The organism is Streptomyces sp. NPDC052396, from assembly GCF_044593195.1.
Classification (GTDB): domain Bacteria; phylum Actinomycetota; class Actinomycetes; order Streptomycetales; family Streptomycetaceae; genus Streptomyces.
The window spans coordinates 327,773-352,413 of record NZ_JBIUAW010000003.1; the positions used below are offsets into that span (position 1 = coordinate 327,773).

A 24,641-nucleotide genomic window follows, 5' to 3' on the forward strand; every position below is an offset into this window, starting at 1 on the left:
GAGCAAATTAACGTGTGTTGCTGATGTGGCGAATGGGGCGGAGCCCTTCGAGTTGGCGCGGCTGCTCCACCCGGTCGACCCGGCGGCCTTCCGGCAGGAGTACTGGGAGCGGAAGCCGCTTCTGGTGCAGCGGGAGGACCCGGACTACTACGCCGAGCTCATGACCCTCGCCGAGTACGACCGGGTACTCAGCCTCGCAGGGGGAAACCTGGAGCATCTCCGGGTGGTGCAGGACGGCAAGGAGACACCGGTGTCGGAGCTGGGCTCCGGCAGCTCGGCAACCGCGCTGGAGTCCGTGTACGCCCGGTACCGCGATGGCGCCACCATCGTCATGAACTCCATTCAGGACCGGTTCGCGTCGATGAACCGTCTGATGCGCTCGCTCGGCTCCGAGATCGGCGCCCGGATCCAGGTGAACTCCTATCTGACGCCGGCCACTTCGCGTGGTTTCGCGCCGCACTACGACACCCACGACGTGTTCATCGTCCAGGTGTACGGAAGCAAGCGGTGGCAGCTCTTCGAGTCCCCGCTGGCGCTGCCATTGCGTTCCCAGCCCTTCGACCGATCCCAGCCCGAGCCGGCACTGGCCCAGGAGTTCGAACTGCGGGCCGGGGACGTGCTGTACCTGCCGCGCGGGACGGTGCACGCCGGTACCGCCAGTGACGAGGCCTCTCTGCACCTGACCATCGGAGTGCACCCGATCCTCTGGGCGAACGTGCTGGCCGAGGCCATGCAGCAGCTGGTCGAGACGGACGTCAAGTACCGGGCCGGCCTGCCGATGGGCTTCACCAACAGCGCGGAGATCCAGCGCCGGCTGCGTGAGACCGTGGCGGAGCTGGCCGCCGAGCTGCCGTCGAAGCTCGCACTGGACGATGCCGTGGCGAGGACCATCACCCGGGGGGTCGCGATCAACGCGCCGGTCCTGCAGGGGCATCTGCTGGACCTGGAGCGCGTGGACGAGGTGTCCCTGGAGACCAAGCTACGGCGCCGTCCGGACCTGCAGTGGCGCCTCACAGTGGACGAGGACACGGTTCATCTGTCCTTCCACGGCAAGACCGTGCGGCTGCCCGCCCATGTGGCCGACGAGGTCAGGTACGCCGCCCACGAGAGTGGCGCTCCGCTGACCGCTGCGGCCATTCCGGGCGAGCTGGACGAGCCCGGCCGCCTGGTGCTGGTCCGGAAGCTGCTCAGCGAGGGCTTCCTGACCTTCGCCTGACGAGCGGCGGGGCCGTCCGGCGGGCCGCGCCGGGCGGCGCCTTGCCGGCGCCGTCGCTGACATCTCCCGGCTGTCGCTGACACCCCCGGTCGTTGTAGTCATCCACGTCGTCGCCGTCGTCCACGGCCGTTGCTGCCTTCCCTGGCCGTTGTCGTCATCCACGGCCGTTGCCGTCATCCATGTGCAGGTCGTCACCGAGCGGGGAGGGAGGAGGAGAACCATGGCGGATCAGGCCCGGGCGGACAAGCCCGCCCCGGCGCCCGTGAGGCGGGTGCTCGCCCTGTTCCGGCCGCACATCGGCCGGGTGGCGGCCATGCTGACGCTGGTGCTGCTCTCCTCGGCCGTGGCCATGGCCTCGCCGTTCCTGCTGCGGCAGATCCTGGATGTGGCGCTGCCGGAGCGTCGGACCGGCCTGCTCAGCCTGCTGGCCGGGGCGATGATCGCGGTGACCGCGATCAGCGGAGCCCTCGGCGTCTTCCAGTCCTATCTGTCGACGGTGATCGGACAGCTGGTCATGTGCGACCTGCGGTCAGCCGTCTACACGCATCTGCAACGGCTGTCACTCTCCTTCTTCACCAGGACCCACACCGGCGAGGTGCAGTCCCGGATCGCCAATGACATCGGTGGCGCGGACACCGTGGTGACCAGCGTGCTCACCGGCCTGGTCGGCAACGCCGCCACCGTGGCCGCCAGCCTGACCGCGATGATGCTGCTCGACTGGCAGCTGTCGCTGGCCTCGTTGGCGCTTCTGCCGTTCGTCATCTGGGTCAACCGGCGGGTGGGCCAGGAGCGCCGGGCCCTGGCGACGGAGCGTCAGGAGCAGATGGCGGTGCTGTCCACCCTGGTGGAGGAGACACTGTCGATCTCCGGCTTTCTGCTCGGGCGGCTGATGGGCCGCGGTCGCCAGCTGACCGAGCGGTTCACGGCGGAGTCGAAGACGCTCGGCGAGATCGCCGTTCGCACCACCATGGCCGGGCGGTGGCGGCAGTCCGGCCTGCAGGTCGTGGTCGCCGCCATGCCGGTGCTGATCTACTGGGTCGCCGGTCTGGTCGGCGGTCACGGTTCCGCGGCGATCACGGTCGGCACCCTGGTGGCCTTCACCACGCTGCAGCAGTCCCTGCTCAACCCGGCGATGCAGCTCATCCAGCTCGGTACGGCGGTGCAGGTCTCGCTGTCGCTCTTCGGCCGGGTCTTCGAGTACCTCGATCTGCCGGTGGAGGTGCCCGAGCCCGGCGATCCGGTTCCGCTGCCGCGGGCGCGCGGCGACATCAGGTTCGAGAACGTCTCCTTCGGTTACGGCGAGAACCCGGTACTGCGCGACATCACGATCGACGTTCCGGCGGGGACCAGCCTGGCCGTGGTCGGGCCGACCGGCGCCGGCAAGTCCACCCTCGGCTACCTGGTGCTGCGGCTCTACGACGCCACCGCCGGCCGGGTGACGATCGATGGGGTCGATGTCCGGGACCTCGACTTCGCCACGATCTCGCGCACCGTCGGGATGGTGTCGCAGGACACCCACCTCTTCCACACGAGCGTCGCCGAGAATCTGCGGTTCGGCAAACCCGACGCCACCGAAGCGGAACTGGTCGCGGCGGCCGAACTGGCCCAGATCCACGAGCTGATCGCAGGGCTGCCGGACGGCTACGACACGGTCGTCGGCGAGCGCGGCCACCGCTTCTCGGGTGGGGAGAAGCAGCGGCTGGCGATCGCCCGGACGATGCTCCGGAACCCGCCCGTACTGCTCCTCGACGAGGCCACCAGCGCGCTGGACACCCGCACCGAGCGAGCGGTCCAGGAGGCCCTGGCCGAGCTGGCGAAGAACCGCACCACCATCACGATCGCCCATCGGCTCACCACGATCGAGAAAGCCGACCAGATCGTCGTCCTGGGCCGGGGACGGGTGCTGGAGCGGGGCACGCACCAGGAACTGGCCGCCCTCGGTGGCGAGTACAGCGCACTGCTGGCCGGGGCTTCCCGGGCGGCGACCGTGGCCGGCGGCTGAGGAGGGCGTCATGACACAGGCCTTCGCATGGGGGATCGCCGAGCACCGGCTCGACAACGGACTGCGGGTCACCGTCAGCCGGGACGCCCGGGGGCCGGTGGCCGCCGTCAACCTCTGGTACGACGTCGGATCGCGCGACGACCCGGCCGACGGGCACGGCTTCGCCCACCTCCTGGAGCACCTGATGTTCGAGGGGTCGGCACAGGTCGGCCGCGGTCAGCACAGCGCCATGCTCGCTGCCGTCGGCGGCACGGAGATCAACGCGACCACCAGCATGGACCGGACCAACTACTTCCAGACCGTGCCGGCGAGCGCGCTGGACCTCGCCCTCTGGCTGGAGGCGGACCGGATGGGCGGCCTGGCGCTCTCCCCGGAGGTGTTCGACAACCAGCGTGCCGTGGTCAGGAACGAGCGGGCGCAGCAGTACGAAAGCCAACCGTATGGGCTGTGGCTGGAGTTCGGGCTGCCCCTGGTGTTCCCGGGCGGCCACCCGTACCGGCGGCCGTCGATGGGTTCGCCGGACCAGCTGGACCGGGCCGGCCTGGCCGCGCTCGACGCCTTCCGGCGGACCCACTACTCGCCCGGCAACGCCGTGCTGACCGTGGTCGGCGATGTCGAGCCCGAGGCGGTGTTCGACGCGGCGGACAGGTACTTCGCCGGTATTCCGGGGGCCGAGCAAGAGGTCGGGCGGGATGCCGGGCGGGAACCGCCAGGGCGTGTTCCGGTCGAGAGCTGGGCGCTGCCGGGCCGGTCGGTGCGGACGGTGACCGACCGGAAGGCGTCGGCTGAGCGGGTCTTCGTCCTGCACCGGATCCCGCCGGCCCACACCGCCGACCATGACGCGCTGACCGTGCTGGCCGCGGTGCTCGGCCGCGGTCGCGGCTCCCGGTTCCACCGGGAACTGATGGCGAATCGGGAGCTCGCGCGCGCCGAGGAGAAGACCGCGTTCGCGTGGGAGCTGGCGCGCGGATCCTCCCTCTTCGCGATCGGGATGACGGTACGTCAGGGGGTGGCGGCCGCAGAGCTGTTGGCCGCTCAGGAGGCGCTGCTGGACGAACTGGCCGTCACCGAGGTGCGTGATGAGGAGCTCGGGCGGGCGAAGGCGATCCTGGCGGCCGGCTGGCTCCGGTCGCTCACCCCCTTCGGTGCCCGGGCCGACCTGCTGGCGCGGTATGCGGTCCAGCTCGGCGAGGCGGCGGCGATCCGGGAACGGCAGGCCCGGCTGGCCGCGGTCTCGGCGGCGGACCTGCGGCGCGTCGCCGGCCGGTATCTGCGGCCGGAGAACCGGGCTGTCCTGATCCTCCGTCCGGACCCAGGAGCGTGATCCCGTGCGTGTCGACCTGAAACCCGGGCCACCCGCGACCCGAGTCGCGCGGCCCTATGTCTTCCCCGAGGTGATCCGCCGCGGTCCGCTGATCGCGGCCGACCTGCCCGGGTGCCCCATCGGGTACGCCGCGCTGCTCTTCGACCACGGGGTGCTGCACGAGCCGGCCGGCAAGGAGGGCGTGCTCCAACTGCTCTTCGCGGCGGTGCGCGAGGGTGGGGAGCGGCTCGGGCGGGACGAGCTGGCCTTCGAGCTGGAGGGGATGGGGGCCACCTGGTCCACGACGGTGGGGGACGACTTCGTCCTGGTCGCCACCGTCGCGCCGACCGCCGCCCTGGTGCCGGCCGTGCGTGCCATCGCGGAGACCGTGCGCCGTCCCCGGCTCGCGGCGGATGCGGTCGACCGGATCCGGGACGGCCAGGTGTCCGCCCTCGCCGCGAACTGGTCGAACCCCGGCCGGCGCCAGGAGGCCGCGCTGGCCCGGGCGCTCTACCGCAGCGGACGGCAGGCCGTGCCGCTGCGCGGGACGGTGGCCTCGGTGGGCTCGATCTCGCCCGGCTTCCTGGGCGAGTACCACCGGCAGCACATCGCCGGAACGGGCCGACTGGTGCTGGCCGGTGACCTCGCGGGCATCGACCTCGACACGATCGCCGAGGCGGGTGCGGCATCCGGCGAGGCGGTGGCGGCCGGCGCCCCGCGGTCCGTCCCCCGGCCGGCCGTGGGCCGGGACCTGGTGGTCGTCGACCGGCCCGGTGCGGTGGGTGCGCGGATCGCGCTGGCCCACCATGTCCCGGTCGACGCCGGCTCCGTGCACGCTCCGCTGACGGTGGCCTGCCACGTCCTGGGCGGCACCACCCACTCCAGGCTGACCCGGGAGTTGCGCGACCGCCGGGGGCAGGTCTACGAGGTGTCCGCCGGACTGCAGCTGACCAGCCGGTCGGGCGTCTTCTCGGTGCGGACTCAGACCAGCGCCGGGGCCGCCGGTGAGGTTGTCGCGACCGTGCTCCAGGAGATCGAGGCCCTGCGCCGAGGCGGTGTCACGGCGGACGAGTTCGAAGCCGCTCGCGCCCTGCTGACCGGTCAGTTCCCGATCGCCTTCCTCACCCCGCAGGCGGTGGGCATCGCCCTCGCCGCCCTGGCGTCGCTTGGCGCCACCGACGACTTCCACTCCCGGAAGTACCGAGAACTGGCCTCACTCGACCGGACTTCGGTGAACGAGGCCGCAAAAAACCAGCTGAGCAGTTCGGACCTGACCGTGGTGGTGGAGGGAGAGGCCGGGCCACTGCTGGCGAGCCTGAACTCCGCCGGACTGGTTCCGGTCGGAACCGACGACGGAGGAAGGGCCTGACATGGCGAAATCGCTCAACCCAGAGGACATCACCGTGGTCCAGTCGGCCGGTGAGCCGGTCGCGTCCCACGACGTGAGCAACGGGAACCTCGACGACAACGACCACAACGACTCGGGTGGCAGCGACGCGATCGAGTGGATGCGCCGCCACCGGGTCCGCGGCGGCGACGACACGGACTGAGGCCGGAAGGGCCCGCCCCGGCGCGGCCGCGTTTTTCAAGCTTTCGCAGTGCGCGAGGGCCTGCCGCCGGCTGTCCGGCGGCGGGTGCGAGGTGACGGAGAGGAGGAAGAAGAGATGGCGAAATCACTGAACCCGGAGGACATCACGGTGGTCCAGGCGGCTGACGAGAGCGGGTCGGCCCACGACCACTCAGTGGGCAACCTGGACGACAACGATTCCCACGACGGCGGCGGCCACGACCGTTTGGCGTTCGCGGTGCACCAGTTCAACGGTGCGTTCGACGACACCGACTGAGTCGCCGGCCTAAGGAACCGGGCGTTCTCCCGGGCACCTGTGCCCGGGAGAACGCCCGGTTCCACCGCGGACCACCGGCCGCCGGCGGCCGGGGCGCTCACTCCCCGTCCGGCACCAGCCGCAGCGAGATCGAGTTGATGCAGTACCGCTGGTCCGTCGGCGTCGGATAGCCCTCGCCCTCGAAGACATGCCCCAGGTGGGAGCCGCAGCGGGCGCAGCGGACCTCGGTGCGGAGCATGCCATGGGAGCGGTCCTGGAGGAGTTCCACGGCGGCGGAGTCGGCGGGGTCGTAGAAGCTGGGCCAGCCGCAGTGGCTCTCGAACTTCTCGGTGGAGCGGAAGAGTTCGGCACCGCAGGCGCGGCAGGAGTAGACGCCCGCCGTCCTGGTGTCGGTGTACTCACCGCGGAAGGCGGGCTCGGTGCCGGCCTGGCGGAGCACCTGGTACTCCGCCGGGGTCAGCTCGGCGCGCCACTGCTCGTCCGTCTTCTCGACCTCGTACGCCATCGGGCCGGGTCCTCTCTCAGCTCTCCAGGCGGGCGAGGATCCTCGGGCCGAGGTCCGTGACATCGCCGGCGCCCATGGTGAGAACCAGGTCGCCGGGGCGGGCCATTCCCGCGATGGCCTCGGGAACGGCGGCCATGGTGTGCTCGGCGCGGACCTCGGCGCCGGCGGCGCGGGCGGCGTCGATGATCAGGGTGCTGGTGATGCCGGGGATCGGGTCCTCGCGGGCCGGGTAGATGTCCAGGACCACGGAGGCGTCGGCGAGGGCGAGCGCCTGGCCCATCTCGGTGCCGAGCTCCTGGGTGCGGGAGAAGAGGTGGGGCTGGAAGACCACCAGGATGCGGGAGCCGGGGCCGGCGGCGCCGCGGATGGCCTCCAGGTCGGCGGTCATCTCGGTGGGGTGGTGGGCGTAGGAGTCGATGACCTGGACGCCGGCCGCCTCGCCCTTGAGCTGCAGGCGGCGGCCCACGCCGGTGAACTTGCCGAGGGCGGTGGCGAGTTCGTCCGCCGGGATGCCCAGGGCGATGCCGGCCGCCAGGGCGGCGACGGCGTTGTGGGCGTAGTGGCGGCCGGGGACGGAGACCACGAAGGTGAGCTCGCGGCCCTTGAGGTCGATGGTGACCTCGCTGGTCAGGCCGCGGGGGACGACATCGAGGACCCGTACGTCCGCGTCCTCGGCCTCGCCATAGGTGACGATCTCGATGTCCGAACGGCCGGTGACGCGCGCGGTCAGCTCCCGGGCGCCGGCCTGGTCGGCGGCGATCACCAGGGTGCCGCCGGGGCGCAGGCGGCCGACAAAGGTCTCGAAGGAGTCGTGGATCTCGTCCATCGAGGCGTAGTTGGCGTGGTGGTCGAGCTCCACATTGAGGATGATCGCGACCTCGGGCGCGTACTTGTGGAAGCTGCGGTCGCTTTCGTCCGCCTCCGCCACAAAGATCTCGCCGGCGCCATGGCGGGCGTTGCTGCCCGGGCCGTCCAGGTCGCCGCCGATGGCGTAGGACGGGGCGAGGCCCAGCGCGTCCAGGGAGACGGCCAGCATGGAGGTGGTGGTGGTCTTGCCATGGGTGCCGGCCACGGCGATCGGCCGCAGGCCGTCCATCAGCCGGGCCAGCGCGTCCGAGCGGTGCACCACCGGGATGCCGCGCTCGGCGGCGGCCGCCAGCTCGGGGTTGTCCGGGCGGATGGCGCTGGAGACCACCACACAGGTGGCGTCGGCGGCCAGGTGGCCGGCGGAGTGGCCGATGTGCACCGTGGCACCGAGCGCGCGGAGCGCCTGGGCGGTGGCGGAGTCCTTGGCGTCGCTGCCCGCGACCTCGGCACCCCGCTGGGTGAGGATCTTGGCGATACCCGACATGCCGGCGCCGCCGATGCCGATGAAGTGCGGTCGTTCCATCGTGGCGGGGACGGCCGGTGCCATGTGCGGTGCTCCCTGGGGGTCGGTGGGCGTGGCTGCGGGTGAGCCACGGGTGCGGCTACAGGTGATTGTCTCAGACCGGCTCAGACAGACCGGATCAGGCCGCTCGCCAGACCCGCCGCGATGGCGGCGGTACGGCTGTCCACGCCGAGCTTGCCGTAGATATGCACCAGGTGGGTCTTGACGGTGGCCTCGCTGATGAACAGGCGGCGGGAGATCTGCCGGTTGGCCAGGCCCTCGGCCACCAGGGCCAGGATCTCGGTCTCGCGCGGGGTCAGGGCGGGGCGGCCGCCGGTGCGTACCCGGCCCAGCAGGCGGGCGGCCACCGGCGGGGCCAGCACGGTCTCGCCCCGGGCGGCGGCGTGCACCGCGGCGGCCAGTTCCTCGGGAGGCGCGTCCTTGAGCAGGTAGCCGGTGGCGCCGGCCTCCACGGCGGCCAGGATGTCGGCGTCGGTGGAGTAGGTGGTGAGGATCAGCACGGCGGGCGGGGCGGGGAGGGCGGTGATGCGGCGGGTGGCCTCCACGCCGTGCATACCGGTGCCCATCTGGAGGTCCATGAGGACCACGTCCGGGCGCGGCCCGGTCTCCAGCAGGCGCAGCGCCTCGGCGCCGTCGGCGGCCTCGCCGACCGCGGTGACCTCGGGGAGTTCGTCCACCAGGGCGCGCAGGCCGCGGCGCACCACGGGGTGGTCGTCGACCAGCAGGACGCGGATCACGGCGCCCCCACCGGCAGTACGGCGGCCACCGCGGTGCCCTCGCCGGGCGCGGACTCCACGCTGAGGGTGCCGCCCAGCTCGGCGATCCGCTCGCGCATGCCGTGCAGGCCGAAGCGGCCGGTGACGGTCCCCGGGGTGAAGCCCACGCCGTCGTCGTAGACGTCCAGGGTGATCTGGTCGCGGTGGAAGGCGAGGGTGACCGCGGCGTGCTCGGCCCGGGCGTGGCGGGCGACATTGGCCAGCGCCTCCTGGGTCAGCCGCAGCAGCGCCACCTCGGTCCGTACCGGCAGCGGGCGGGGGTCGCCGTCCAGGCGGAATGCGGCGCCCGGCAGCGTGCGCTCGGTGACCCGGCGCAGTGCCTCCGGCAGCGGTGCCCGCTCCAGCGCGGGCGGGGTGAGGTCCGCCACGAAGCGGCGGGCCTCGGCGAGGTTGTCGGCGGCGGTGCGCCCGATCTCACGCAGCCGCTCGCCCGCCGGGCCGCCCTCGGCGCCCTCGGCACCCTCCCCCGCCCTGGCCAGCAGGACGATGCTGGACAGGCCCTGGGCCAGGGTGTCGTGGATCTCGCGGGCCAGCCGCTGCCGCTCGGCCAGGCGGCCGGCCTCGCGCTGGGCGGCGGCCAGCTCGTCGCGGGTGCGCATCAGGTCGTCGATCAGGAGCTGGCGCCGGCTGCTCTCCCGGTAGAGCGCGGCATAGCCGTAGGCGGTCAGGATGGCCACCCCGGCGCCGGCCACCGGGCCGATCACCTTGGCGGTGGTCAGGCCGCCGGGCCCGGCGGCCTGGACGGCGATCACCGCGCCGGTGGCGGCGGCGATGGCGGGGTGCGCCCAGCGCACCGGCAGCAGGTGCAGGAAGAGGAAGAACAGCGGGAAGGTCAGGTAGCCGAAGCTCCGGTCCAGCAGCAGGAGCAGCAGCCACAGGGCGGTGACGGCGGCCAGCCAGGCCCGTGCCCAGGAGCCGGCCGGGCGGCGCCGCTCGCGGGCCACCCCCAGGCCGTACACCAGGCCCAGCAGCAGGCCCGGCGCCAGGGCGGGCAGCCCGGCGGTGGCCAGGCCCACGCCCAGCAGGACGTAGAACGCGCCGTGCAGCGCGTACCGCACCAGTCGCAGGGGCGAGCCGGCGGCCGGTGGGTGGGCGGTGAGCGGGCCGGGGTGGTTCACCTGATCGAGCGTACGGGTCCGGCGGCGGGCACCCGCTCCGTACTGCGTCAACCGTTCGATTGATTGTGGGGTGCACCGGACGGACGGGCTCCGGACCGCTCCTTGCCCTGATGGCGGCGGGCGCGCCACGGGCGAGGGTGGAGAGGTTGCTGTCCGAGGAGCCCGGGAGGGTCTGCGTTGTTTGTCGCGCTCCGTGACATTCGTTTCGCCCGAGGGCGGTTCGCCCTGATGGGCACGGTGGTGATGCTGATCACGGTGCTGGTGGTGTTTCTGCATGGTCTGACCGCGGGGCTGGCCCGGGAGGCCACCTCGGCGGTGGCCTCGCTGCCCGCCGGCCGGATCGTCTTCGGCGCCCCGGCCGGGGCCGCGCCCCAGGTGTCCTTCGCCAACAGCACGGTGGACGAGCGGCAGGCCGAGGCCTGGCGCACCGCCCCGGGCGTCCGCTCAGCGGAGCCCTTCGGGGTGGCCATGACCCGGCTGACCGCGCATGGCTCGGCGGCCTCGGTGAGCGTCTTCGGCAGTGCCGCGCGGCTGCGGCCGCCCCTGGTGTCGGGGGCGGCACCCGGGAACGGCGAGGTGGCGGTGGGTGAACGGATCGCCCGGGAGCATGGGCTGCGCATCGGCGAGCAAGTGACCGTGGGGGCGCGGCGGCTGACCGTCAGCGGCCTGACCGCCGACCGCAGCCATGGCCATGCGCCCAGCGTCTGGACCACCCTGGCCGACTGGCGGCAGATCACCCATCAGCCGCAGCCCACCGCCCTGGCGGTGACCGGCGACGGCCGCCCGTCCGGGCCCGCCGCCGGGGGCACCCGGGCGGCCGGCCGGGAGCAGGCGCTGGACGGGATCGACGGATATGCCGCCGAGCATGGCACGCTGCGCCTGATCCAGGGCTTTCTGCTGGTGGTCAGCGCCCTGGTGGTGGGGGCCTTCTTCACGGTGTGGACGGTGCAGCGGCGCCCGGATGTGGCCGTGCTCAAGGCCGTGGGTGCCGCCAGTGGCTATCTGGTCCGGGACGCGCTCGCCCAGGCGCTGGCCGTGCTGCTGGCGGGGACGGTGCTGGGCGGCGTGGTGGGGGCGCTCGGGGGCCGGCTGGCCGCCCGGGCGGTGCCCTTCGACCTGGACGCGGCCGGCGTGGCCGTCCCGGTGGCGGCCATGGTGCTGCTGGGGCTGGCGAGCTCGGCGCTGACCGTCCGCCGCATCACCTCCGTGGACCCGCTGACCGCTCTGGGAGCCGCCCGATGAACGCCCCTGTGAACACCTCGTCGAAGGCCCGGATGAACGCCGCCACCCACCCCCTGTGCCTGGAGTCCGTCACCCTCACCTACCCCGACGGCGACCGTCGGCTGACCGCCCTGGACGAGGTGTCGCTCCAGGTCGCGGCGGGCGAACTGGTCGCCGTGGTGGGCCCGTCGGGCTCCGGCAAGTCCAGCCTGCTGGCGGTGGCGGCCACCCTGCTGAGGGCGGACCACGGGCGGGTGACCGTGGCCGGCACCGAGGTGAGCGGGCTGAGCGCCCGGGAGCGCACCCGGCTGCGCCGGGAGCGGATCGGCATCGTGTTCCAACAGGCGAATCTGCTCCCCTCGTTGACGGCCGAGGAGCAGCTGCTGGCGGTGGCCCGGCTGCGCGGCGAGAGCCTCCGGGCCGCCCGGCCCAGGGCCCGCGAACTGCTGGAGTCGGTGGGACTGGAGAGCACCAAGTGGCATCGCCGTCCGCACCAGTTGTCGGGGGGTGAGCGGCAACGCGTCAATATCGCCCGGTCGTTGACCGGTGACCCGTCCGTGCTGCTGGTGGACGAGCCGACCTCGGCGCTGGACCATCAGCGCGGGGCACGGGTGGTGGAGTTGCTGACCGAGGTGACCCGGCGGCACGCCACCGCGACGGTGCTGGTCACCCATGACCGCGAGGTGTCCGGCTGGGCCGGCCGGCTGCTGACCATGGCCGATGGCCGGCTGCGCTGAACCGGTCGGCTATGCCTCGTCGTTGTGGGCGTAGAGCTTGAGCACCGGGACGCCGACCTTGTGCCGGGCCCGGGAGGCCCAGTCGCGGTGGAAGAACTCCTCCACCAGGTGCGGGGCGGTGAGCACGATCACCTCGTCGGCATGGGTCTGCTCGACCACCGAGCGCAGCAGGTCCAGCGGATGGTTGTCGATGATCTGGCCCACCGCCTCGCTGCCCGCGTCCCGCAGGGCGCGCAGCGAGTGTTCCAGGGCCAGGGCGGCCGGCCGCAGCGCCTCCTCCCCCTCCGGCTCGTCCGCCTCGTGCACGGCCTGTTCCAGTTCGCCGAGCGCCACATCGTCAATGGCCCGCAGCAGCCGGTCCTCATTGCCTCTGGGCTGCATCAGCACCACGAACGACAGGGTGTCGTCGTGCAGGCCGGTGACGAACTCGACATCGGTCGCCGACAGCGGCTGCTCGATCATCAATACGCTCGTGAACACGGTGGAAGCCCTTCTCCTCCGTGGGCCACCGGCCCAACAGAAACCATCCTGCGTGTGCTCCCCATGAACCGGCTCGTGCACCCGGATTGTTTGTGTCCCGCGCTCTCGGGGGAGCGTCAGAGTCAATTCTGCCCGGCGGGCAGAAAGCGGAACAGGGAATTCCGCCGATTGTCAGATCCTTCGGTAGGCGGTGAAGAGGAAGCCCTCCTCCTCCAGTACCGAATGCAGCGCAAACCGCTCGGGCACCAGCAGCGGCGGGCCGCCGGCGACCCTGGGCGCCTCACCCGCGGCGATCATCGGGGCCAGCGACAGGCACATCTCGTCCAGCACCCCGGCGCCCGCGAACTGGCCCAGCAGCCTGGGCCCGCCCTCGGTGAGCAGCCGGGTCAGCCCGCGCCCGGCCAGCACGGCCGGTATCCGCCGGACGTCCACCATCCGCCCCTCGCCGCACACGATCACCTCGGCACCGCTCGCCCGGGCCTCGGCCACCCGGTCCCCGGGCGCGGCGGCGCCGGTCAGCACCAGGGTGGGCACCAGCGGGGAGGTGAACAACGGAAGGCCGAAGTCCAGGTCGAGCCCGGCGCTCACCACCGCGATCACCGGCGCGGGCCCCTGGCCGCGCGCCGCACGCGCCGCGGCGAACGCCTCCCGGGCCCTGGCCGGCCGGTAGCCCTCCTGCCGCACCGTCTCCGCGCCCACCACCACCGCGTCGGCCAGGCCCCGCAGGGTGCCGAAGATCCGCATGTCGGCCGGGCAGGACAGCGGCTGGGAGCGGCCCTCGTGGTGGGCGGCGCCGTCCAGCGAGGAGACCATATTGGCGCGCAGCCAGCCACGGCCCTCGGCGGTGGTCCCGGGGTAGGCGTAGGCGTCCGCCAGTTCGTCCAGCCCCCATTCGCGGTCCTCGAGGTCGGCGGCGGCGGCAGAGGCCGGGGACGGGAACAGGCGTCGCATGGCGGCAGTGTGACATGCCTCGCCCCGCTCCGGGCGGCGGGTCCGCTATTACGCACTACCCTGGAGCGTTGTGTCGTCCTCCACCGCATCACCCGCAGCAGACGCCGGATCCCTGGACCAGGGACCGATAGCCCTGACCTCGCGCGCCCCCCAGGTGCCGGCCGACCGGCTGGTCGCCGAGCTGGTGCCGCCGCCGCGCTTTGACTCGGTCCGGTTCGACACCTACCTCCCCGACGCCAACCAGCCCAGCCAGGCCGAGGCGGTGCGCGTCCTGGACTCCTTCGCGGGCGGCCTGGGCGGCCCGGCGGCCGACGGGGCCGGGCGCCGGCGCTGGTTCCGGCGCGAGCCCAAGGCCGTCGCGGCCCCGGGGCCGCGGGGCGTCTACCTCGACGGCGGCTACGGCGTCGGCAAGACCCACCTGCTGGCCTCGCTGTGGCACGCCACCCCGGCGCCGGCCGAGCGCAAGTCCTTCGGCACCTTTGTCGAGCTGACCAACCTGGTGGGGGCGCTGGGCTTCCAGCAGACCGTGCAGACGCTCAGCGGCCACCGGCTGCTGTGCATCGACGAGTTCGAGCTGGACGACCCGGGCGACACGGTGCTGGTCTCCAGCCTGCTGGCCAAGCTGGTGGAGGCGGGCGTGGCGCTGGCCGCCACCTCCAACACGCTGCCCGGCAAGCTGGGCGAGGGCCGGTTCGCCGCGGCGGACTTCCTGCGCGAGATCCAGGGCCTGTCCGCGCACTTCCGCCCACTGCGCATCGACGGCGAGGACTACCGGCACCGGGGCCTGCCGCAGGCGCCGGACCCGTACCAGGACGAGACGGTCAAGCGGGTGGCGCACTCGGTCCCGGGCGCCTCGCTGGACGACTTCCCCGCGCTGCTGACCCACCTGTCCAAGGTGCACCCCAGCCGCTACGGGGCCATGTGCGACGAGGTCCGGGCGGTGTGCCTGACCGGTGTGGAGCCGGTGCCGGACCAGTCCACGGCGCTGCGGCTGGTGGTACTGGCGGACCGGCTGTACGACCGGGAGGTGCCGGTGATGGCCTCCGGACAGCCGTTTGACGCGCTGTTCAGCGAGGAGATGCTCAACGGGGGCTACCGGAAGAAGTACTTCCGGGCCATTTCGCGGCTGACGGCGCTGGCGCGCGACTCCCGGCGGCTGGTGGAGGGCTAGTCCGGACGGACGCGCCTCGCGTTTCGAGTGCGGGCCGTCTTGTGGCTGGTCGCGCCCACGCGGCGGAGCCGCATGGCACAGCCGCCCCGCGCCCCCTATGGGGCGCCCTGGTCCGGATAACGTGCCCGCATGCCCACCCTGAATCGCGCGGCAGCGCTTACGCTCGTCCTCGGCTGCGCGCTCGCCACGACGGCCTGCGGCGGCGGTCATGGCGAGCGCAAGCCCGCGGCCGCCCCCAGCCGCAGCGCGCCGGCGCCCTCCGCGTCGCCGGCCGCCACGCCCATACCCACCCTCCCGCCGAAGGCGGACGGCACCACCCCGGTCTTCGCGCACGGCGCGCGCGGCGCCAAGCGCATCGCCCTGACCTTCGACGCCGATATGACCGCCGACCAGGGCGCGCGCGCCGCCCGCGGCGAACGGTTCGACAACCCCCAACTGATCGCCACCCTGCGCCGGTTGAAGGTCCCGGCCACCATCTTTATGACCGGCAAGTGGGCCGACCAGTACCCGGAGGAGGCCCGGTCCATCGGCGCGGACCCGCTGTTCGAGGTGGCCAACCACTCCTACTCCCACCACGCCTTCGCCTCCCCCTGCTACGGCCTGCCCAAGGTGGCCGCCGGTTCCGCGCGGGACGATGTGGAACGCGCCTCCGACGCCTTCCGCCGCGCCGGAGTCCAGCACACCGTGCCCTACTTCCGCTTCCCGGGCGGCTGTTACAACGACTCGGTGCTCAAGGCCCTCGGCCCGGTCCAGGTGACCGCCGTGCAGTGGGACGTGGTCAGCGGCGACGCCTTCGCCCGGCATGCCGGCCCGGTGGCCGATGAAGTCCTGGCCAAGGCCCGGCCCGGCTCGGTGGTGGTGATGCACTGCACCCACAGCGCGGCCCCCGCCACCGAGGAGGCCGTGCGCACCATCGTGCCCCGGCTGCGCGCCCGCGGCTACCGGCTGGTGCGGGTCTCGGACCTCATCGGCGGCCGCTGACCGGCCGCCGGCCCCCTGGGGCACGGCTGGCAGACTGGACGGATGACCAGCTCCGACACCGCCACCACCGAGATCCCCGCCGACCCCCGGGACGCCGCTCCCCAGTTCGTCCTGCCCCTGGTGGTGCGCATCGAGAAGAGCGCGCCCCCGGCGCGTACCGATGCCCTGGAGACCGCGGCGCGCGCGGTGCTCACCCTGCTGTCGGACGAGCGGTCGCTGAGCCCGGGCGGCGTGGACGGCGAGTGGGCGCGGGCGGTACGGGACTGGCAGGACGCCCGGATCCGCAAGGTGGTGCGCCGGGCCCGCGGCGCCGAGTGGCGCAAGGCCGCCGCCCTGCCCGGGATCACCGTGACCGGCGCCACCGCCGAGGTGCGGGTCTTCCCGCCGGTGCCCCTGGACGGCTGGCCCAAGGAACTGATCAAGCTCCAGGTCTCGGGCACCGACCTGGACGATCCCGAGCCGCCCCGCGCGCCGCAGGACGACCGGCCGGTGCTGTGGCTCAACCCCCATCTGGCGATGTCGGCCGGCAAGACCATGGCCCAGGCCGGGCATGGCGCCCAGCTGGCCTGGTGGGCACTGGACGAGGCCGAGCGCGCCGCCTGGCGGGCGGCCGGCTTCCCGCTGGCGGTGCGCACCGCGCCGCGTGAGCGCTGGACAGAGCTGGCGGACAGCGGGCTGCCGGTGGTGCGGGATGCCGGGTTCACCGAGATCACTCCCGGCTCCTGCACCGTGGTCGCGGATCACCCGGCGCTGCGCGCCCGGCGGTAAGGGGTGCTGTGCCCGTACACTCGGTTACCGAATTTCCGGCCTTTCCGGCCTTTCCGGATTTCAGGCTTCCGGCAGCGGACCAGAGCAGAGGACCCCAGACGACATGCGATCGGGCACGACCGGTGTGGTGACACGGCTTCGGCGGCGCGCCAGCGGATCGCTGGAGTGCGAGGTACTGGCGACCCTGCAACGGGCCGGAGTGCCGCTCACCCCGCGTGAGGTGCAGAGCGAGCTGACGGGTGAGTTCACCTACTGCACGGTGCTGCGGATCCTGTCCCGGCTGCACGGCAAGCGGGTGCTGCGCCGGCTGCCGCGGGGACGGGCCTACGCCTATGCGCCGGAGCGGCTGGGCTAGCGCTTCGGCCGGCGGCCCGGCCGGCGCATGGCGTCCCGTACCCGCCACCGCATCACTCCCACCGCTCCCGCACCGGCCAGCATCACCCCGGCCGTGGGCGCCGTCAGGTCCGCGGGGCGCCGCGGGCGGCCCGGTAGCGGCCATGCCACCCGTTCCGGGTGGACCGAGCCGTCGGGGTTGAGCAGCAGCCGCCCCGCCCGCGGCCGGGTGAAGTCGAACAGGCCCAGCAGCGATCCGGCGCGGGCGTCGAAGGACCCGCCCCCGATGCGCCCCAGCCGCCAGTTGTCCTCGATAAAGCGCAGTACCGAGGTCTGCTCGGTGGGGGTGTGGTCCACCGTGTTGGCCTTGCTGTAGGGGGAGACGACCAGCAGCGGCAGCCTCGGCCCGGGGCCGCAGCGTCCGTGCTGCCCGTCGGCCGGGGCCGGGCCCGTCTGGCAGGCGGGGGCGTCCAGCGGGCGGGCGCCCGGGGTCCGGGCGCCGAGCCGGGAGCCGTTCAGCGGCCGGGCATAGACATGGTCGTACCAGCCGTCGGAGTCGTCGTAGGCGATCACCACCGCGGTGTCCGGCCACTGCGGGGAGCGCTGGATCCGGTTGAGCCAGTCGACCAGGAAGTGCTGCTCGTCCAGCGGGTCCGAGTAGCCGGCGTGCCCGTCCTGGTAGGCCGCGGCCTTGAGGAAGCTCACCGCGGGCAGCCGCCCGGTGCGCAGCGCGGTGTCGAAGTCGGCCAGGTCATAGGCGTGGTTGGCGGGCCCGGCGTGCCCGATCTCGGCCGGGGAGGCCGGTGGCAGGTGGTGCGGGTTGGCGGTGGAGCGGTAGTACTGGAACGGCGCGTGGTGCGGAATGTAGTCGATCACCTCGGCCCCGCCGAGGTTGGTGTGGGTACGGCCCGAGCAGCGGGCGTAGTGCCCGGCCCGCCCGTCCCACGGCCGGCTGGGCCGGAATCCGCCCTGGAACCAACCCCAGCTGATGCCATGGGAGTTGAGGAGGTCTCCGACGTTGCGGCCGCGCAGGGCGGCCAGTGCGCCGCGGCCGGTGTGGTCGGCGCCGGAGCAGTCGTCATAGGCCGGGTCCGGGTCGCCCAGCAGGGTGCCGGCCCCCCTGGCGTCCGGGGCGGTGACCACGGAGGGGTCGGTTTTGCGGGTCTGCCGGGGCCGTTCGGTGCCCGAGGCCGGGTCGGTGGCGACCACGCCATGGGTCTGGCCGGAGACCAGGTTGACGGCGCCGGGCGTGGAGGGGCCGTAAGTGGTGCCGAAGGAGCGGTCGTTGAGGGCGTAGTGCTGGGCGTAGTTCCACAGCGCGGTGACGGTGTTGCCGTCGTAGTAGTCCATCACCAGCCCCGGTTCCCCGAAGAGCGTGCCCGAACAGTGGCCGGAGTCGGTGAACTGGACATAGCGGTCGGCGGCGCCGCCATGCGCCGCGTACTGCTCGGGACCGTAGGAATGGTTCTGGTCGCAGGTCATGGCCTGGCCGGCGGACAGCCGCCGGGGCGGGTACTGGTTGGGGTTGCGGGTCAGCAGCCCGGCGGTGCGCAGGTTGTCGATGTCCGAGGGGGTGCCGGGCCGGGGCGTGAACGGGGTGCCGTCGGTGTTGGCCGCCCGGGGGTAGGTGGCGAAGTAGTGGTCGAAGGAGACGTTCTCGCCGAAGATCACCACCAGGTGTTTCACCGGGGTCGCGGGGCCGGCCGGGGCCGGCGCCAGGGCCGCTGCCGGGGCCAGTGCGGTCACGCCCAGCATGGCCAGGACGGCGAGCATCACGCCCGTTCCGGTGCCCTTCATGCGCCCTCTCCCTCTCTGTTCATGCCCGGTTGGCAGGTCACGCCCGGCTGACCAGGCCGCGTCCGAAGAAGTCGGCCTCGTCCCGCACGCCGGGCAGCGTGAAGAACCAGCCGCCGCCGAAGGGGGTGATGTAGTCGGTCAGCGGCTCGCCCGCCAGGCGCTGCTGGACGGCCGTGAACTGGCGCTCGGGGTCCTGCTGGTAGCAGCAGAAGAGCATCCCCATGTCCAGCTCGCCGGCGCCGTCCACGCCCCGGTCGTAGCTGTAGGAGCGGCGCAGCAGCCGCCGCGCCTGGCCGGCCGGGGTGCGCGGGTCGGCCAGCCGGATATGGCTGTCCAGCGCCACCACCTCGCCCTTGGGGTCCTGGGCGTAGCGCGGCGGGTCGTTCTCCCGGTCGCCGTCCAGCGGGGCGCCGGTGTCCCGCCGGCGGCCGATGATGCGCTCCTGCTCGGCGAGCGGGACCCGGTCCCAGAACTCCACCCGCATCCGGATCAGCCGTACCACCAGGTAGCTGCCGCCGTCCGCCCAGGCGGGCTCGCCGGAGTGCGGGCCGGCCCATACCAGGCGGTCCATCAGCCGGGCGTCGCGCACCTCGGGGTTGCCGGTGCCGTCCTTGAAGCCGAAGAGGTTGCGGGGGGCACCGCTGGGACGGGGCGGGGCGGTGAAGCCGTCCAGCCGCCAGCGGATCTGCATCCCGCCCCGGGTATGGCGGGTGAGGTCGCGCAGGGCGTGGAGGACGATGTCCGGGCTGTCGGCGCACAGTTGCAGGCCCAGGTCGCCATGGCACCAGGCCGCGTCCAGGTCGTCATCGGGGAAGACGGGCATGGGGCGCAGCCGGCGCGGGGCGCGGGCGGCCAGGCCGAAGCGGTGGTCGAAGAGCGAGGAGCCGACGGACAGGGTGAGGCGCACCGGGGTCCGTACCGCCGGGTCCGGGCCGAGCAGCCCGGAGTCGGGCGGCGGGGCGGTGATGCCGGTGGGCTCGGGGGCCCGGCCGGCGGTCAGCAGCCGGGCCCGCCGGGTGAGGGTGCGCAGCAGGTCGGTGAGTTCGGCCCGGTCGTCGGCGGTGACGTCCAGGGCGAGGAAGGCGGTGCAGCGGGCGGGCGGGGTCAGTACGGCCGGCTGGTGGTGGCCGTGGAAGGGCGGCGGGGCGGCGGGGCCGCGCTCGGCGAGCGGGGCGGGGAGCGCGGCGGCGGCCATCCCGTACAGAAAGCCGCGGCGGGGTACCGGGCTCATGCCGCTCTCCGTACCGCGCACACCGCGGCGACCTCGGCCAGCCGCTCCACCAGGTCGCCGAAGTCGGCGTTCAGCCGCCGGTGCTGGGCGGGGGTCGGGGGGGTGCCGGCCGCCGTGAGGTCGCGCCGGGCCCGGGCCATGCGCCGTTGGAGTTCGGGGAGTTGGGGGTAGCGGGTGCGCAGCAGGGGAAGCAGGGGGGCCAGCACCCGTCCGGTGGCGTCGAGTTGGGCGCGGGCGGTGGCCGGGCCGGTGCCGCTGCCGTGGTCGGTGCGGCCGGTGAGCTCCAAGTGCAGGGTGTCTTCCAGGATTTCGTGAACGCGCCGCACCAGGGCGTCCGGGGCCAGGCGGGTGTGCTCCCAGGTCCGGGCCAGGGCGCGGACGTCGGTGTCCAGGCGGGCGGCGGCCCGGCGCAGGGCCGGGCCGCGTTCGCCGTGCCACAGTCCGTACTCGACGCGGTGGAAGCCGGTGAAGCGGGGGTCCTGGCGGCCGCCGGGCAGGCCCGCGGCGGTGCCGTCGATGGCCCGGCCGGCCGCGCCGAAGGCGCCATAGGCGCCGCCGAGGCGGGCATAGCCGAGGTGGGCGGTGAGCCAGGCGCGGCGGGCGCCGTCCCGGTCGTCGTGGTCGACGGCGGTGCGCAGGGCGGCGGTGTCCCGGGCGAGGGCGGCCAGCCGGTCCGCGGTCCAGCGCTGGTAGTCCAGGGCCGCCGGGGTGAGGTCGGCCTGGGTGACGGGCCGGGCGGCGGGGCCGGGCGCGGTGCGGCCGCCGATGCGCGTCACCGGGCCGGTGACGGCGTCGGCGTCCTCGGGCAGGCAGGCGAAGGCATAGTGTCCGGCGCCCAGGCGGACCCGCAGCGGGCGGGTGGTGCCGGGGCCGACGCCCTCCACCTCGCCGTAGACCGCTCCGGTGCCGGGGTCGGTCAGCCGGGCGTCGACCGGGACGGCGGCGCCGTTGCGCAGGGCGAACTCCTGGATGCCGGGCTGCGGGCGGCGCCAGCCGGTGCCACAGGTGCCGGGGGTGATGTCGATGACGGTCACCCGCGGCGGGCCGGCGGGGGCGGCCTCGCCGGGCGGACGGGCGGGGGCCTGGTCCGGTGGGCGGGCGGGGGCGCAGGTGGCGAGGGCGAGCAGGGTGAGGGCCAGGGCACGGCGGCGTCCCGGCCGGGCCGGGGAGCGCCCAGGGGACCTCGGCATCCCCCCGGCACCCGCTCGCATCAGCCAGCCTCCCGCGTCCACGGTCGAACAGGGTCGATCAGGCCGTCATCGTAGGCAGCGCACCGCCGCACCCCCTCGACCGCCGAACCCGGCGGCCCCCGCTTCACTCGTCCGGGCAGCTCATCTGACGGTACGTCACCCGGCTGGGGGTGCTGGCTCTCATCGGGTGCCGGCCCTCATCCCCACAGCCACACCCGCCGGTTGCGGGCCACCGTGTGGATGCGGTCCACCCGTTCCGGGCGCAGCACCCCGCCCAGCGTCGCCAGCGCGGGCAGCTCGCGGTGGGTGAGCACCCGGACGTCCTCCGGCGCCGCCGCCAGGTCCGGGCGGGCGGCGCCGACCAGCACCACCACCGGCCATACCGGCACCGCGAACCCACAGCCCCGGGAGAGCACCTGGGCGGCGCGGGCCGCGTTCTGCCGGGCGCGGCGCAGGCTGGGGCGCGGGTCCCGTTCCCCGGGGACATGGACCGCTTCGGCGTCCACGCTCACCCCGCCCCGGCGGACCGGCTCGGCGCCCACGCCGAAGACACCGCCGGGCCCGATCAGCAGATGGGCGATCCGGGCGTCACCGGGCAGGGCGATGGAGTGCACCACCTCCCAGCCGCCGGGGGTGAGCGCCTCCAGGGCCGTACCCACCTGCTGTTCGGCGGCCAGCAGCCGGCGCCAGTGGTCCTCCGCCGGCCGGCGGCCCAGCAGCCGGGCCAGGAACAGGGCGTTCCGGGAGCGCGGGGCGGCGTCCAGCCGGACCCGCAGGGCCTCCCCCGGGCGGTTGGGGGCCAGGTCGTCGTCGGGGGGCAGGAAGAGCCGTTCCGGGTCGTACCCCTTGCCGTTCGCGCCGTTCTTCCCTGCCGGCCGCTCGCGCACGCCACCACCCCCATGGCCATCTTGCCGCAGCGGAGCGGGAACCAACCCGGGCCGCCGCCCGTTGCCCACCCGAGGCCCCGCGACGTCCCCCCGATCGCGGGGTCTCACCAGAGCCGCCGCGCACCAAGTGCGGCAAAGCCGCCCGGGGCACGGTGCCGGGCGGCTAGCGTGCGGTGCGCACTAGGAGGCCCCCTGCGCTCTGGCATCCGTGCCGGCACCGGCACCGCGCTGATCGTCACCGCCCTGCTGGCCACCGCGGCCGCGCTGCTGTTCCCCGTCTGGTCCTATCTCGACCGCACCGACACCGATCCGGCCGCCGACCTCACCGCCCAGGTGGCGGCCACCCACTACGGCCCGCTGTCCGCCGCCGACCGCGACTTCGTCACCCGGCTGCGCCAGGCCGGCCTGTGGCAGCGGCCGGCCGAGCGGCGGGCCGGGCAGCGGGGCGGCACGGCCGCGGTGCGGCGGGCCGGCGAGCGGCTGGCCGAGGCCGGTGACGCGCTGGACCGGCACACCGGCCGGACCGCCGACCGCCTGGGCCTGGCCCTGCCCGGCCGCCCCTCGGCGGGCCAGCGCTCCTCGCTGGCCCGGCTGACGGCGGCGCACGGGGCCGCCTACGACCGGGAGTTCGTGGACACCCTGCGCCGCGCCCAGGGCGAACTGTTCACGCTCACCGGCCGGATCCGCCCGGCCACCCGCAACACGGCGGTCCGGGAGCTGGCCGAGGACGCGAACCAGACGCTGCTGGACGGGTTGCGGGCGTTGGAGGACACGGGGCCGGCCGACGCCTGGCACCCGTCCGTGGTACGTGGACGGGCCCCATAAGACGCACGGGGCACCGGGCGGCCGGCCATGGACGGCCCGCGCCCGGAGCCGGTTGGCACGGCCGGCCGGGCCTCGCCCGCCGGGCGGCACGGGACCCCGGACCGCGCGCGGCGCCGGCCACCAGGCTTGACCGGCACCGGTGTTGAGCCATGTCATGGCGGCGACGGACCGCCCGCCAACCCCCTTTCCGGGATCGGTCACCCGCAAGTGTCCGTTAGCGGACCATTGCGGCCGTTCCGGCGAGGCGGTGCTTTACTTCACCAACCACCCCATCAAATATCCCTTTTGTCGCATCGGACAGGAAGGGACACACCCAGTGAGAGCAGCAGCCCTGTACGGAACCGTCGGATCCCTGGTCCTCACCGGGCTCGCCGCCCTCACCGCCGCCCCCGTCCAGGGCAGCGGCGACGGCTCCCTGGTCCCGGACGGCCGGGCCGAGGCCCGGGGCGTGGCGCTGGCCGCCGAGCGGGCCGCCGAGGAGGGGGTGGACTTCCACTCCTGCTCATCCGGCGAGGGGCTGCCCTCCCCCATCCAGTGCGGCAGCGTCTCCGTCCCGCTGGACTACACCCGGCCCAACGGCAAGCAGATCACCCTCACCGTCAGCCGCGGCCGGGCCACCGGCGGCCGCTCACAGCGGCAGGGCGCGCTGTTCTTCAACCCCGGCGGCCCCGGCGGCTCCGGCATGATCTTCCCGCTGCTGGCCGGGCTCCCGGCCTGGCACAAGCTGGCCGAGGCCTATGACTTCATCGGCTACGCGCCACGCGGCGTCGGCCGCTCCGCCCCGCTGTACTGCGCCGAGCCGGGCACCACCGACAAGGCCCCCGGCGACTCCCCCGAGCACCCCTCGGCCGCCTACAAAAAGCGCCGGATGGAGAAGGCCCGGGACTACGCCCGGGGCTGCGCCCGCCGGGCCGGCAACGACCTGCAGTTCTACAACAGCCGTAACAACGCCCGGGACTTGGACGTCCTGCGGGCCGCGCTCGGCGAGCGGCAGCTGAACTTCGTCGGGGCCTCCTACGGCACCTACTTCGGCGCCGTGTACGCAACCCTCTTCCCCGGGCACGTCCGCCGGATGGTCTTCGACAGCGTGGTCAACCCGGACCCGCGCAAGGTCTGGTACCAGAACAACCTGGACCAGTCGGCCGCCTTCGAGCGGCGCTTCGACGACTGGCGCCGCTGGGTGGCCCGCCATGACGACGTCTACCACCTGGGCCGTACCGAGCGGCAGGTGCTGGACTCCTATGAGAAGGCCAACGACCGGCTGGGCCGCCGGGCGGCCGGCGGCCGGGTGGGCCCGGCCCAGCTCCAGTCGGTCCTGCTGCGGGCCGGCTACACCGACAGCGGGTGGGCGCCGGCGGCCCGGATGATCAGCGCCTATCTGCGCGGCGACGAACGGCCGTTGGTGGCGGCCGCCGCGCCGGACCCGGCCGGGGCGCGCTCGGCGGAGAACAGCAACTCCGTCTACACCGCCGTGGAGTGCAATGACGCGTCCTGGCCACGGGCGTGGAGCGTATGGGACCGGGACAACACCCGGCTCGCTCGGCGGGCGCCCTTCGAGACCTGGAACAACGCCTTTATGAACCTGCCCTGTGCCTTCTGGCCGGCGCCCCGGCAGCGTCCGCTGGACATCCGGGCGGGGCGCGCTCTGCCGCCCACCCTGCTGCTGGCCGCCGAGCGGGACGCGGCCACGCCCTATCCGGGCGCGCTGGAGCTGCACCGCCGGCTGTCCGGGTCGGCGCTGGTCACCGAGCGGGACGCGGGCACCCATGGCATCGGCGGCGGCCCCAACGCCTGTGTGAACCGCTACTTCGAGAACTACCTGCTCAACGGCAGACTCCCGGGCCGCCGGGCGAGCTGCGCGGGCCGTCCGGAGCCCAAGGCGAGCTGAGCGCACCAAAAGGGGCCGGTCATGACC

General features: G+C 73.8%; 24 protein-coding genes. 14 read left to right on the plus strand and 10 right to left on the minus strand.

Annotated elements, in window-relative coordinates; all coding sequences use genetic code 11:
- Positions 1-25 precede the first annotated feature (25 nt).
- The 6 genes from ACIHFE_RS09910 to ACIHFE_RS09935 all read left to right on the plus strand — a co-directional run bounded on the left by ACIHFE_RS09910 (position 26) and on the right by ACIHFE_RS09935 (position 6,365).
- A complete protein-coding gene (locus tag ACIHFE_RS09910) occupies positions 26-1,216 on the plus strand; it encodes a cupin domain-containing protein (RefSeq protein ID WP_400105327.1) in 1,191 nt (396 codons plus the stop codon).
- A 220-nt stretch (positions 1,217-1,436) separates the two neighbouring features.
- On the plus strand, positions 1,437-3,218 hold the full coding sequence (locus ACIHFE_RS09915; protein WP_400105328.1) for an ABC transporter ATP-binding protein: 1,782 nt from the start codon (positions 1,437-1,439) through the stop codon (positions 3,216-3,218).
- Between the two features lie 10 nt (positions 3,219-3,228).
- Positions 3,229-4,542: a M16 family metallopeptidase gene (locus ACIHFE_RS09920; RefSeq protein WP_400105329.1), complete on the plus strand. Its 1,314-nt coding sequence runs from the start codon at positions 3,229-3,231 to the stop codon at positions 4,540-4,542.
- 4 nt (positions 4,543-4,546) lie between these two features.
- On the plus strand, positions 4,547-5,890 hold the full coding sequence (locus ACIHFE_RS09925; RefSeq protein WP_400105330.1) for a M16 family metallopeptidase: 1,344 nt from the start codon (positions 4,547-4,549) through the stop codon (positions 5,888-5,890).
- A 1-nt stretch (position 5,891) separates the two neighbouring features.
- A complete protein-coding gene (locus ACIHFE_RS09930) occupies positions 5,892-6,071 on the plus strand; it encodes a hypothetical protein (RefSeq protein ID WP_400105331.1) in 180 nt (59 codons plus the stop codon).
- A 48-nt stretch (positions 6,072-6,119) separates the two neighbouring features.
- Entirely contained in the window at positions 6,120-6,365 is a 246-nt protein-coding gene (locus tag ACIHFE_RS09935) for a hypothetical protein (protein WP_400105332.1), read from the plus strand.
- A 97-nt stretch (positions 6,366-6,462) separates the two neighbouring features.
- On the opposite strand, the gene msrB is transcribed toward ACIHFE_RS09935, so the two are convergent.
- The 4 genes from msrB to ACIHFE_RS09955 form a co-directional block, all read right to left on the minus strand.
- Positions 6,463-6,870, minus strand: a complete 408-nt coding sequence (gene msrB / locus ACIHFE_RS09940; RefSeq protein WP_400105333.1) for a peptide-methionine (R)-S-oxide reductase MsrB — start codon at positions 6,868-6,870, stop codon at positions 6,463-6,465.
- A gap of 16 nt (positions 6,871-6,886) precedes the next feature.
- The gene (murC, locus tag ACIHFE_RS09945; protein ID WP_400105334.1) at positions 6,887-8,284 is read right to left on the minus strand and encodes a UDP-N-acetylmuramate--L-alanine ligase; all 1,398 of its coding nucleotides are present in this window, start codon (positions 8,282-8,284) and stop codon (positions 6,887-6,889) included.
- An 80-nt stretch (positions 8,285-8,364) separates the two neighbouring features.
- Complete coding sequence (locus tag ACIHFE_RS09950; protein WP_400105335.1) at positions 8,365-8,997, minus strand: response regulator; 633 nt, start codon at positions 8,995-8,997, stop codon at positions 8,365-8,367.
- Complete coding sequence (locus ACIHFE_RS09955; RefSeq protein ID WP_400105336.1) at positions 8,994-10,154, minus strand: sensor histidine kinase; 1,161 nt, start codon at positions 10,152-10,154, stop codon at positions 8,994-8,996. Before ACIHFE_RS09955 ends, ACIHFE_RS09950 begins: the two co-directional genes overlap by 4 nt.
- A gap of 177 nt (positions 10,155-10,331) precedes the next feature.
- Between ACIHFE_RS09955 and ACIHFE_RS09960 the strand changes: the two genes are divergently transcribed.
- Together ACIHFE_RS09960 and ACIHFE_RS09965 are read left to right on the plus strand one after the other, a co-directional pair.
- Positions 10,332-11,396 carry an FtsX-like permease family protein gene (locus tag ACIHFE_RS09960; RefSeq protein ID WP_400105337.1) on the plus strand — a complete coding sequence of 355 codons (1,065 nt, stop codon included), beginning with the start codon at positions 10,332-10,334 and terminating at the stop codon, positions 11,394-11,396.
- Positions 11,397-11,428: 32 nt separating this feature from the next.
- Positions 11,429-12,112, plus strand: coding sequence for an ABC transporter ATP-binding protein (locus ACIHFE_RS09965; protein ID WP_400105589.1), 684 nt, complete (start codon positions 11,429-11,431; stop codon positions 12,110-12,112).
- A gap of 9 nt (positions 12,113-12,121) precedes the next feature.
- Here ACIHFE_RS09965 and ACIHFE_RS09970 read toward each other — a convergent pair whose 3' ends face one another.
- On the minus strand, positions 12,122-12,592 hold the full coding sequence (locus ACIHFE_RS09970; protein WP_400105338.1) for an indole-3-glycerol phosphate synthase: 471 nt from the start codon (positions 12,590-12,592) through the stop codon (positions 12,122-12,124).
- 171 nt (positions 12,593-12,763) lie between these two features.
- Positions 12,764-13,543 (minus strand): pyrimidine reductase family protein, encoded by a 780-nt coding sequence (locus ACIHFE_RS09975; protein WP_400105339.1) that lies wholly within the window; start codon positions 13,541-13,543, stop codon positions 12,764-12,766.
- Between the two features lie 70 nt (positions 13,544-13,613).
- Between ACIHFE_RS09975 and zapE the strand changes: the two genes are divergently transcribed.
- From zapE to ACIHFE_RS09995, 4 genes are all read left to right on the plus strand, one after another.
- Positions 13,614-14,714, plus strand: coding sequence for a cell division protein ZapE (gene zapE / locus ACIHFE_RS09980; RefSeq protein WP_400105340.1), 1,101 nt, complete (start codon positions 13,614-13,616; stop codon positions 14,712-14,714).
- A 129-nt stretch (positions 14,715-14,843) separates the two neighbouring features.
- Positions 14,844-15,695 (plus strand): polysaccharide deacetylase family protein, encoded by an 852-nt coding sequence (locus ACIHFE_RS09985; protein ID WP_400105341.1) that lies wholly within the window; start codon positions 14,844-14,846, stop codon positions 15,693-15,695.
- A gap of 42 nt (positions 15,696-15,737) precedes the next feature.
- Complete coding sequence (locus ACIHFE_RS09990) at positions 15,738-16,463, plus strand: peptidyl-tRNA hydrolase (RefSeq protein WP_400105342.1); 726 nt, start codon at positions 15,738-15,740, stop codon at positions 16,461-16,463.
- A 103-nt stretch (positions 16,464-16,566) separates the two neighbouring features.
- Positions 16,567-16,818 (plus strand): BlaI/MecI/CopY family transcriptional regulator, encoded by a 252-nt coding sequence (locus ACIHFE_RS09995; protein WP_400105343.1) that lies wholly within the window; start codon positions 16,567-16,569, stop codon positions 16,816-16,818.
- Here the strand turns inward: ACIHFE_RS09995 and ACIHFE_RS10000 are convergent.
- The 4 genes from ACIHFE_RS10000 to ACIHFE_RS10015 all read right to left on the minus strand — a co-directional run bounded on the left by ACIHFE_RS10000 (position 16,815) and on the right by ACIHFE_RS10015 (position 21,901).
- Complete coding sequence (locus tag ACIHFE_RS10000) at positions 16,815-18,593, minus strand: phospholipase C (RefSeq protein WP_400105344.1); 1,779 nt, start codon at positions 18,591-18,593, stop codon at positions 16,815-16,817. The two genes, ACIHFE_RS09995 and ACIHFE_RS10000, sit on opposite strands and share 4 nt — an antisense overlap.
- 37 nt (positions 18,594-18,630) lie before the next feature.
- On the minus strand, positions 18,631-19,824 hold the full coding sequence (efeB, locus tag ACIHFE_RS10005; RefSeq protein ID WP_400105345.1) for an iron uptake transporter deferrochelatase/peroxidase subunit: 1,194 nt from the start codon (positions 19,822-19,824) through the stop codon (positions 18,631-18,633).
- Entirely contained in the window at positions 19,821-21,014 is a 1,194-nt protein-coding gene (locus ACIHFE_RS10010) for an imelysin family protein (protein ID WP_400105346.1), read from the minus strand. Before ACIHFE_RS10010 ends, efeB begins: the two co-directional genes overlap by 4 nt.
- A gap of 197 nt (positions 21,015-21,211) precedes the next feature.
- Entirely contained in the window at positions 21,212-21,901 is a 690-nt protein-coding gene (locus tag ACIHFE_RS10015; RefSeq protein ID WP_400105347.1) for a nuclease-related domain-containing protein, read from the minus strand.
- Between the two features lie 168 nt (positions 21,902-22,069).
- Here ACIHFE_RS10015 and ACIHFE_RS10020 point away from each other — a divergent pair, with 168 nt between their 5' ends.
- The gene (locus ACIHFE_RS10020; RefSeq protein ID WP_400105348.1) at positions 22,070-22,726 is read left to right on the plus strand and encodes a DUF4142 domain-containing protein; all 657 of its coding nucleotides are present in this window, start codon (positions 22,070-22,072) and stop codon (positions 22,724-22,726) included.
- Positions 22,727-23,042: 316 nt separating this feature from the next.
- Positions 23,043-24,614 (plus strand): alpha/beta hydrolase, encoded by a 1,572-nt coding sequence (locus tag ACIHFE_RS10025; RefSeq protein ID WP_400105349.1) that lies wholly within the window; start codon positions 23,043-23,045, stop codon positions 24,612-24,614.
- Positions 24,615-24,641 lie beyond the last annotated feature (27 nt).

Bases quoted from the DNA above. Each gene is read 5' to 3' on its own strand.
- ACIHFE_RS09915 (WP_400105328.1), top strand. From the start codon at position 1,437: ATGGCGGATCAGGCCCGGGCGGACAAGCCCGCCCCGGCGCCCGTGAGG.
- ACIHFE_RS09920 (WP_400105329.1), top strand. From the start codon at position 3,229: ATGACACAGGCCTTCGCATGGGGGATCGCCGAGCACCGGCTCGACAAC.
- ACIHFE_RS09930 (WP_400105331.1), top strand. From the start codon at position 5,892: ATGGCGAAATCGCTCAACCCAGAGGACATCACCGTGGTCCAGTCGGCC.
- msrB (WP_400105333.1), bottom strand. From the start codon at position 6,870: ATGGCGTACGAGGTCGAGAAGACGGACGAGCAGTGGCGCGCCGAGCTG.
- murC (WP_400105334.1), bottom strand. From the start codon at position 8,284: ATGGCACCGGCCGTCCCCGCCACGATGGAACGACCGCACTTCATCGGC.
- ACIHFE_RS09965 (WP_400105589.1), top strand. From the start codon at position 11,429: ATGAACGCCGCCACCCACCCCCTGTGCCTGGAGTCCGTCACCCTCACC.
- ACIHFE_RS09975 (WP_400105339.1), bottom strand. From the start codon at position 13,543: ATGCGACGCCTGTTCCCGTCCCCGGCCTCTGCCGCCGCCGCCGACCTC.
- ACIHFE_RS09985 (WP_400105341.1), top strand. From the start codon at position 14,844: ATGCCCACCCTGAATCGCGCGGCAGCGCTTACGCTCGTCCTCGGCTGC.
- ACIHFE_RS09990 (WP_400105342.1), top strand. From the start codon at position 15,738: ATGACCAGCTCCGACACCGCCACCACCGAGATCCCCGCCGACCCCCGG.
- ACIHFE_RS09995 (WP_400105343.1), top strand. From the start codon at position 16,567: ATGCGATCGGGCACGACCGGTGTGGTGACACGGCTTCGGCGGCGCGCC.
- ACIHFE_RS10000 (WP_400105344.1), bottom strand. From the start codon at position 18,593: ATGAAGGGCACCGGAACGGGCGTGATGCTCGCCGTCCTGGCCATGCTG.
- efeB (WP_400105345.1), bottom strand. From the start codon at position 19,824: ATGAGCCCGGTACCCCGCCGCGGCTTTCTGTACGGGATGGCCGCCGCC.
- ACIHFE_RS10010 (WP_400105346.1), bottom strand. From the start codon at position 21,014: ATGCCGAGGTCCCCTGGGCGCTCCCCGGCCCGGCCGGGACGCCGCCGT.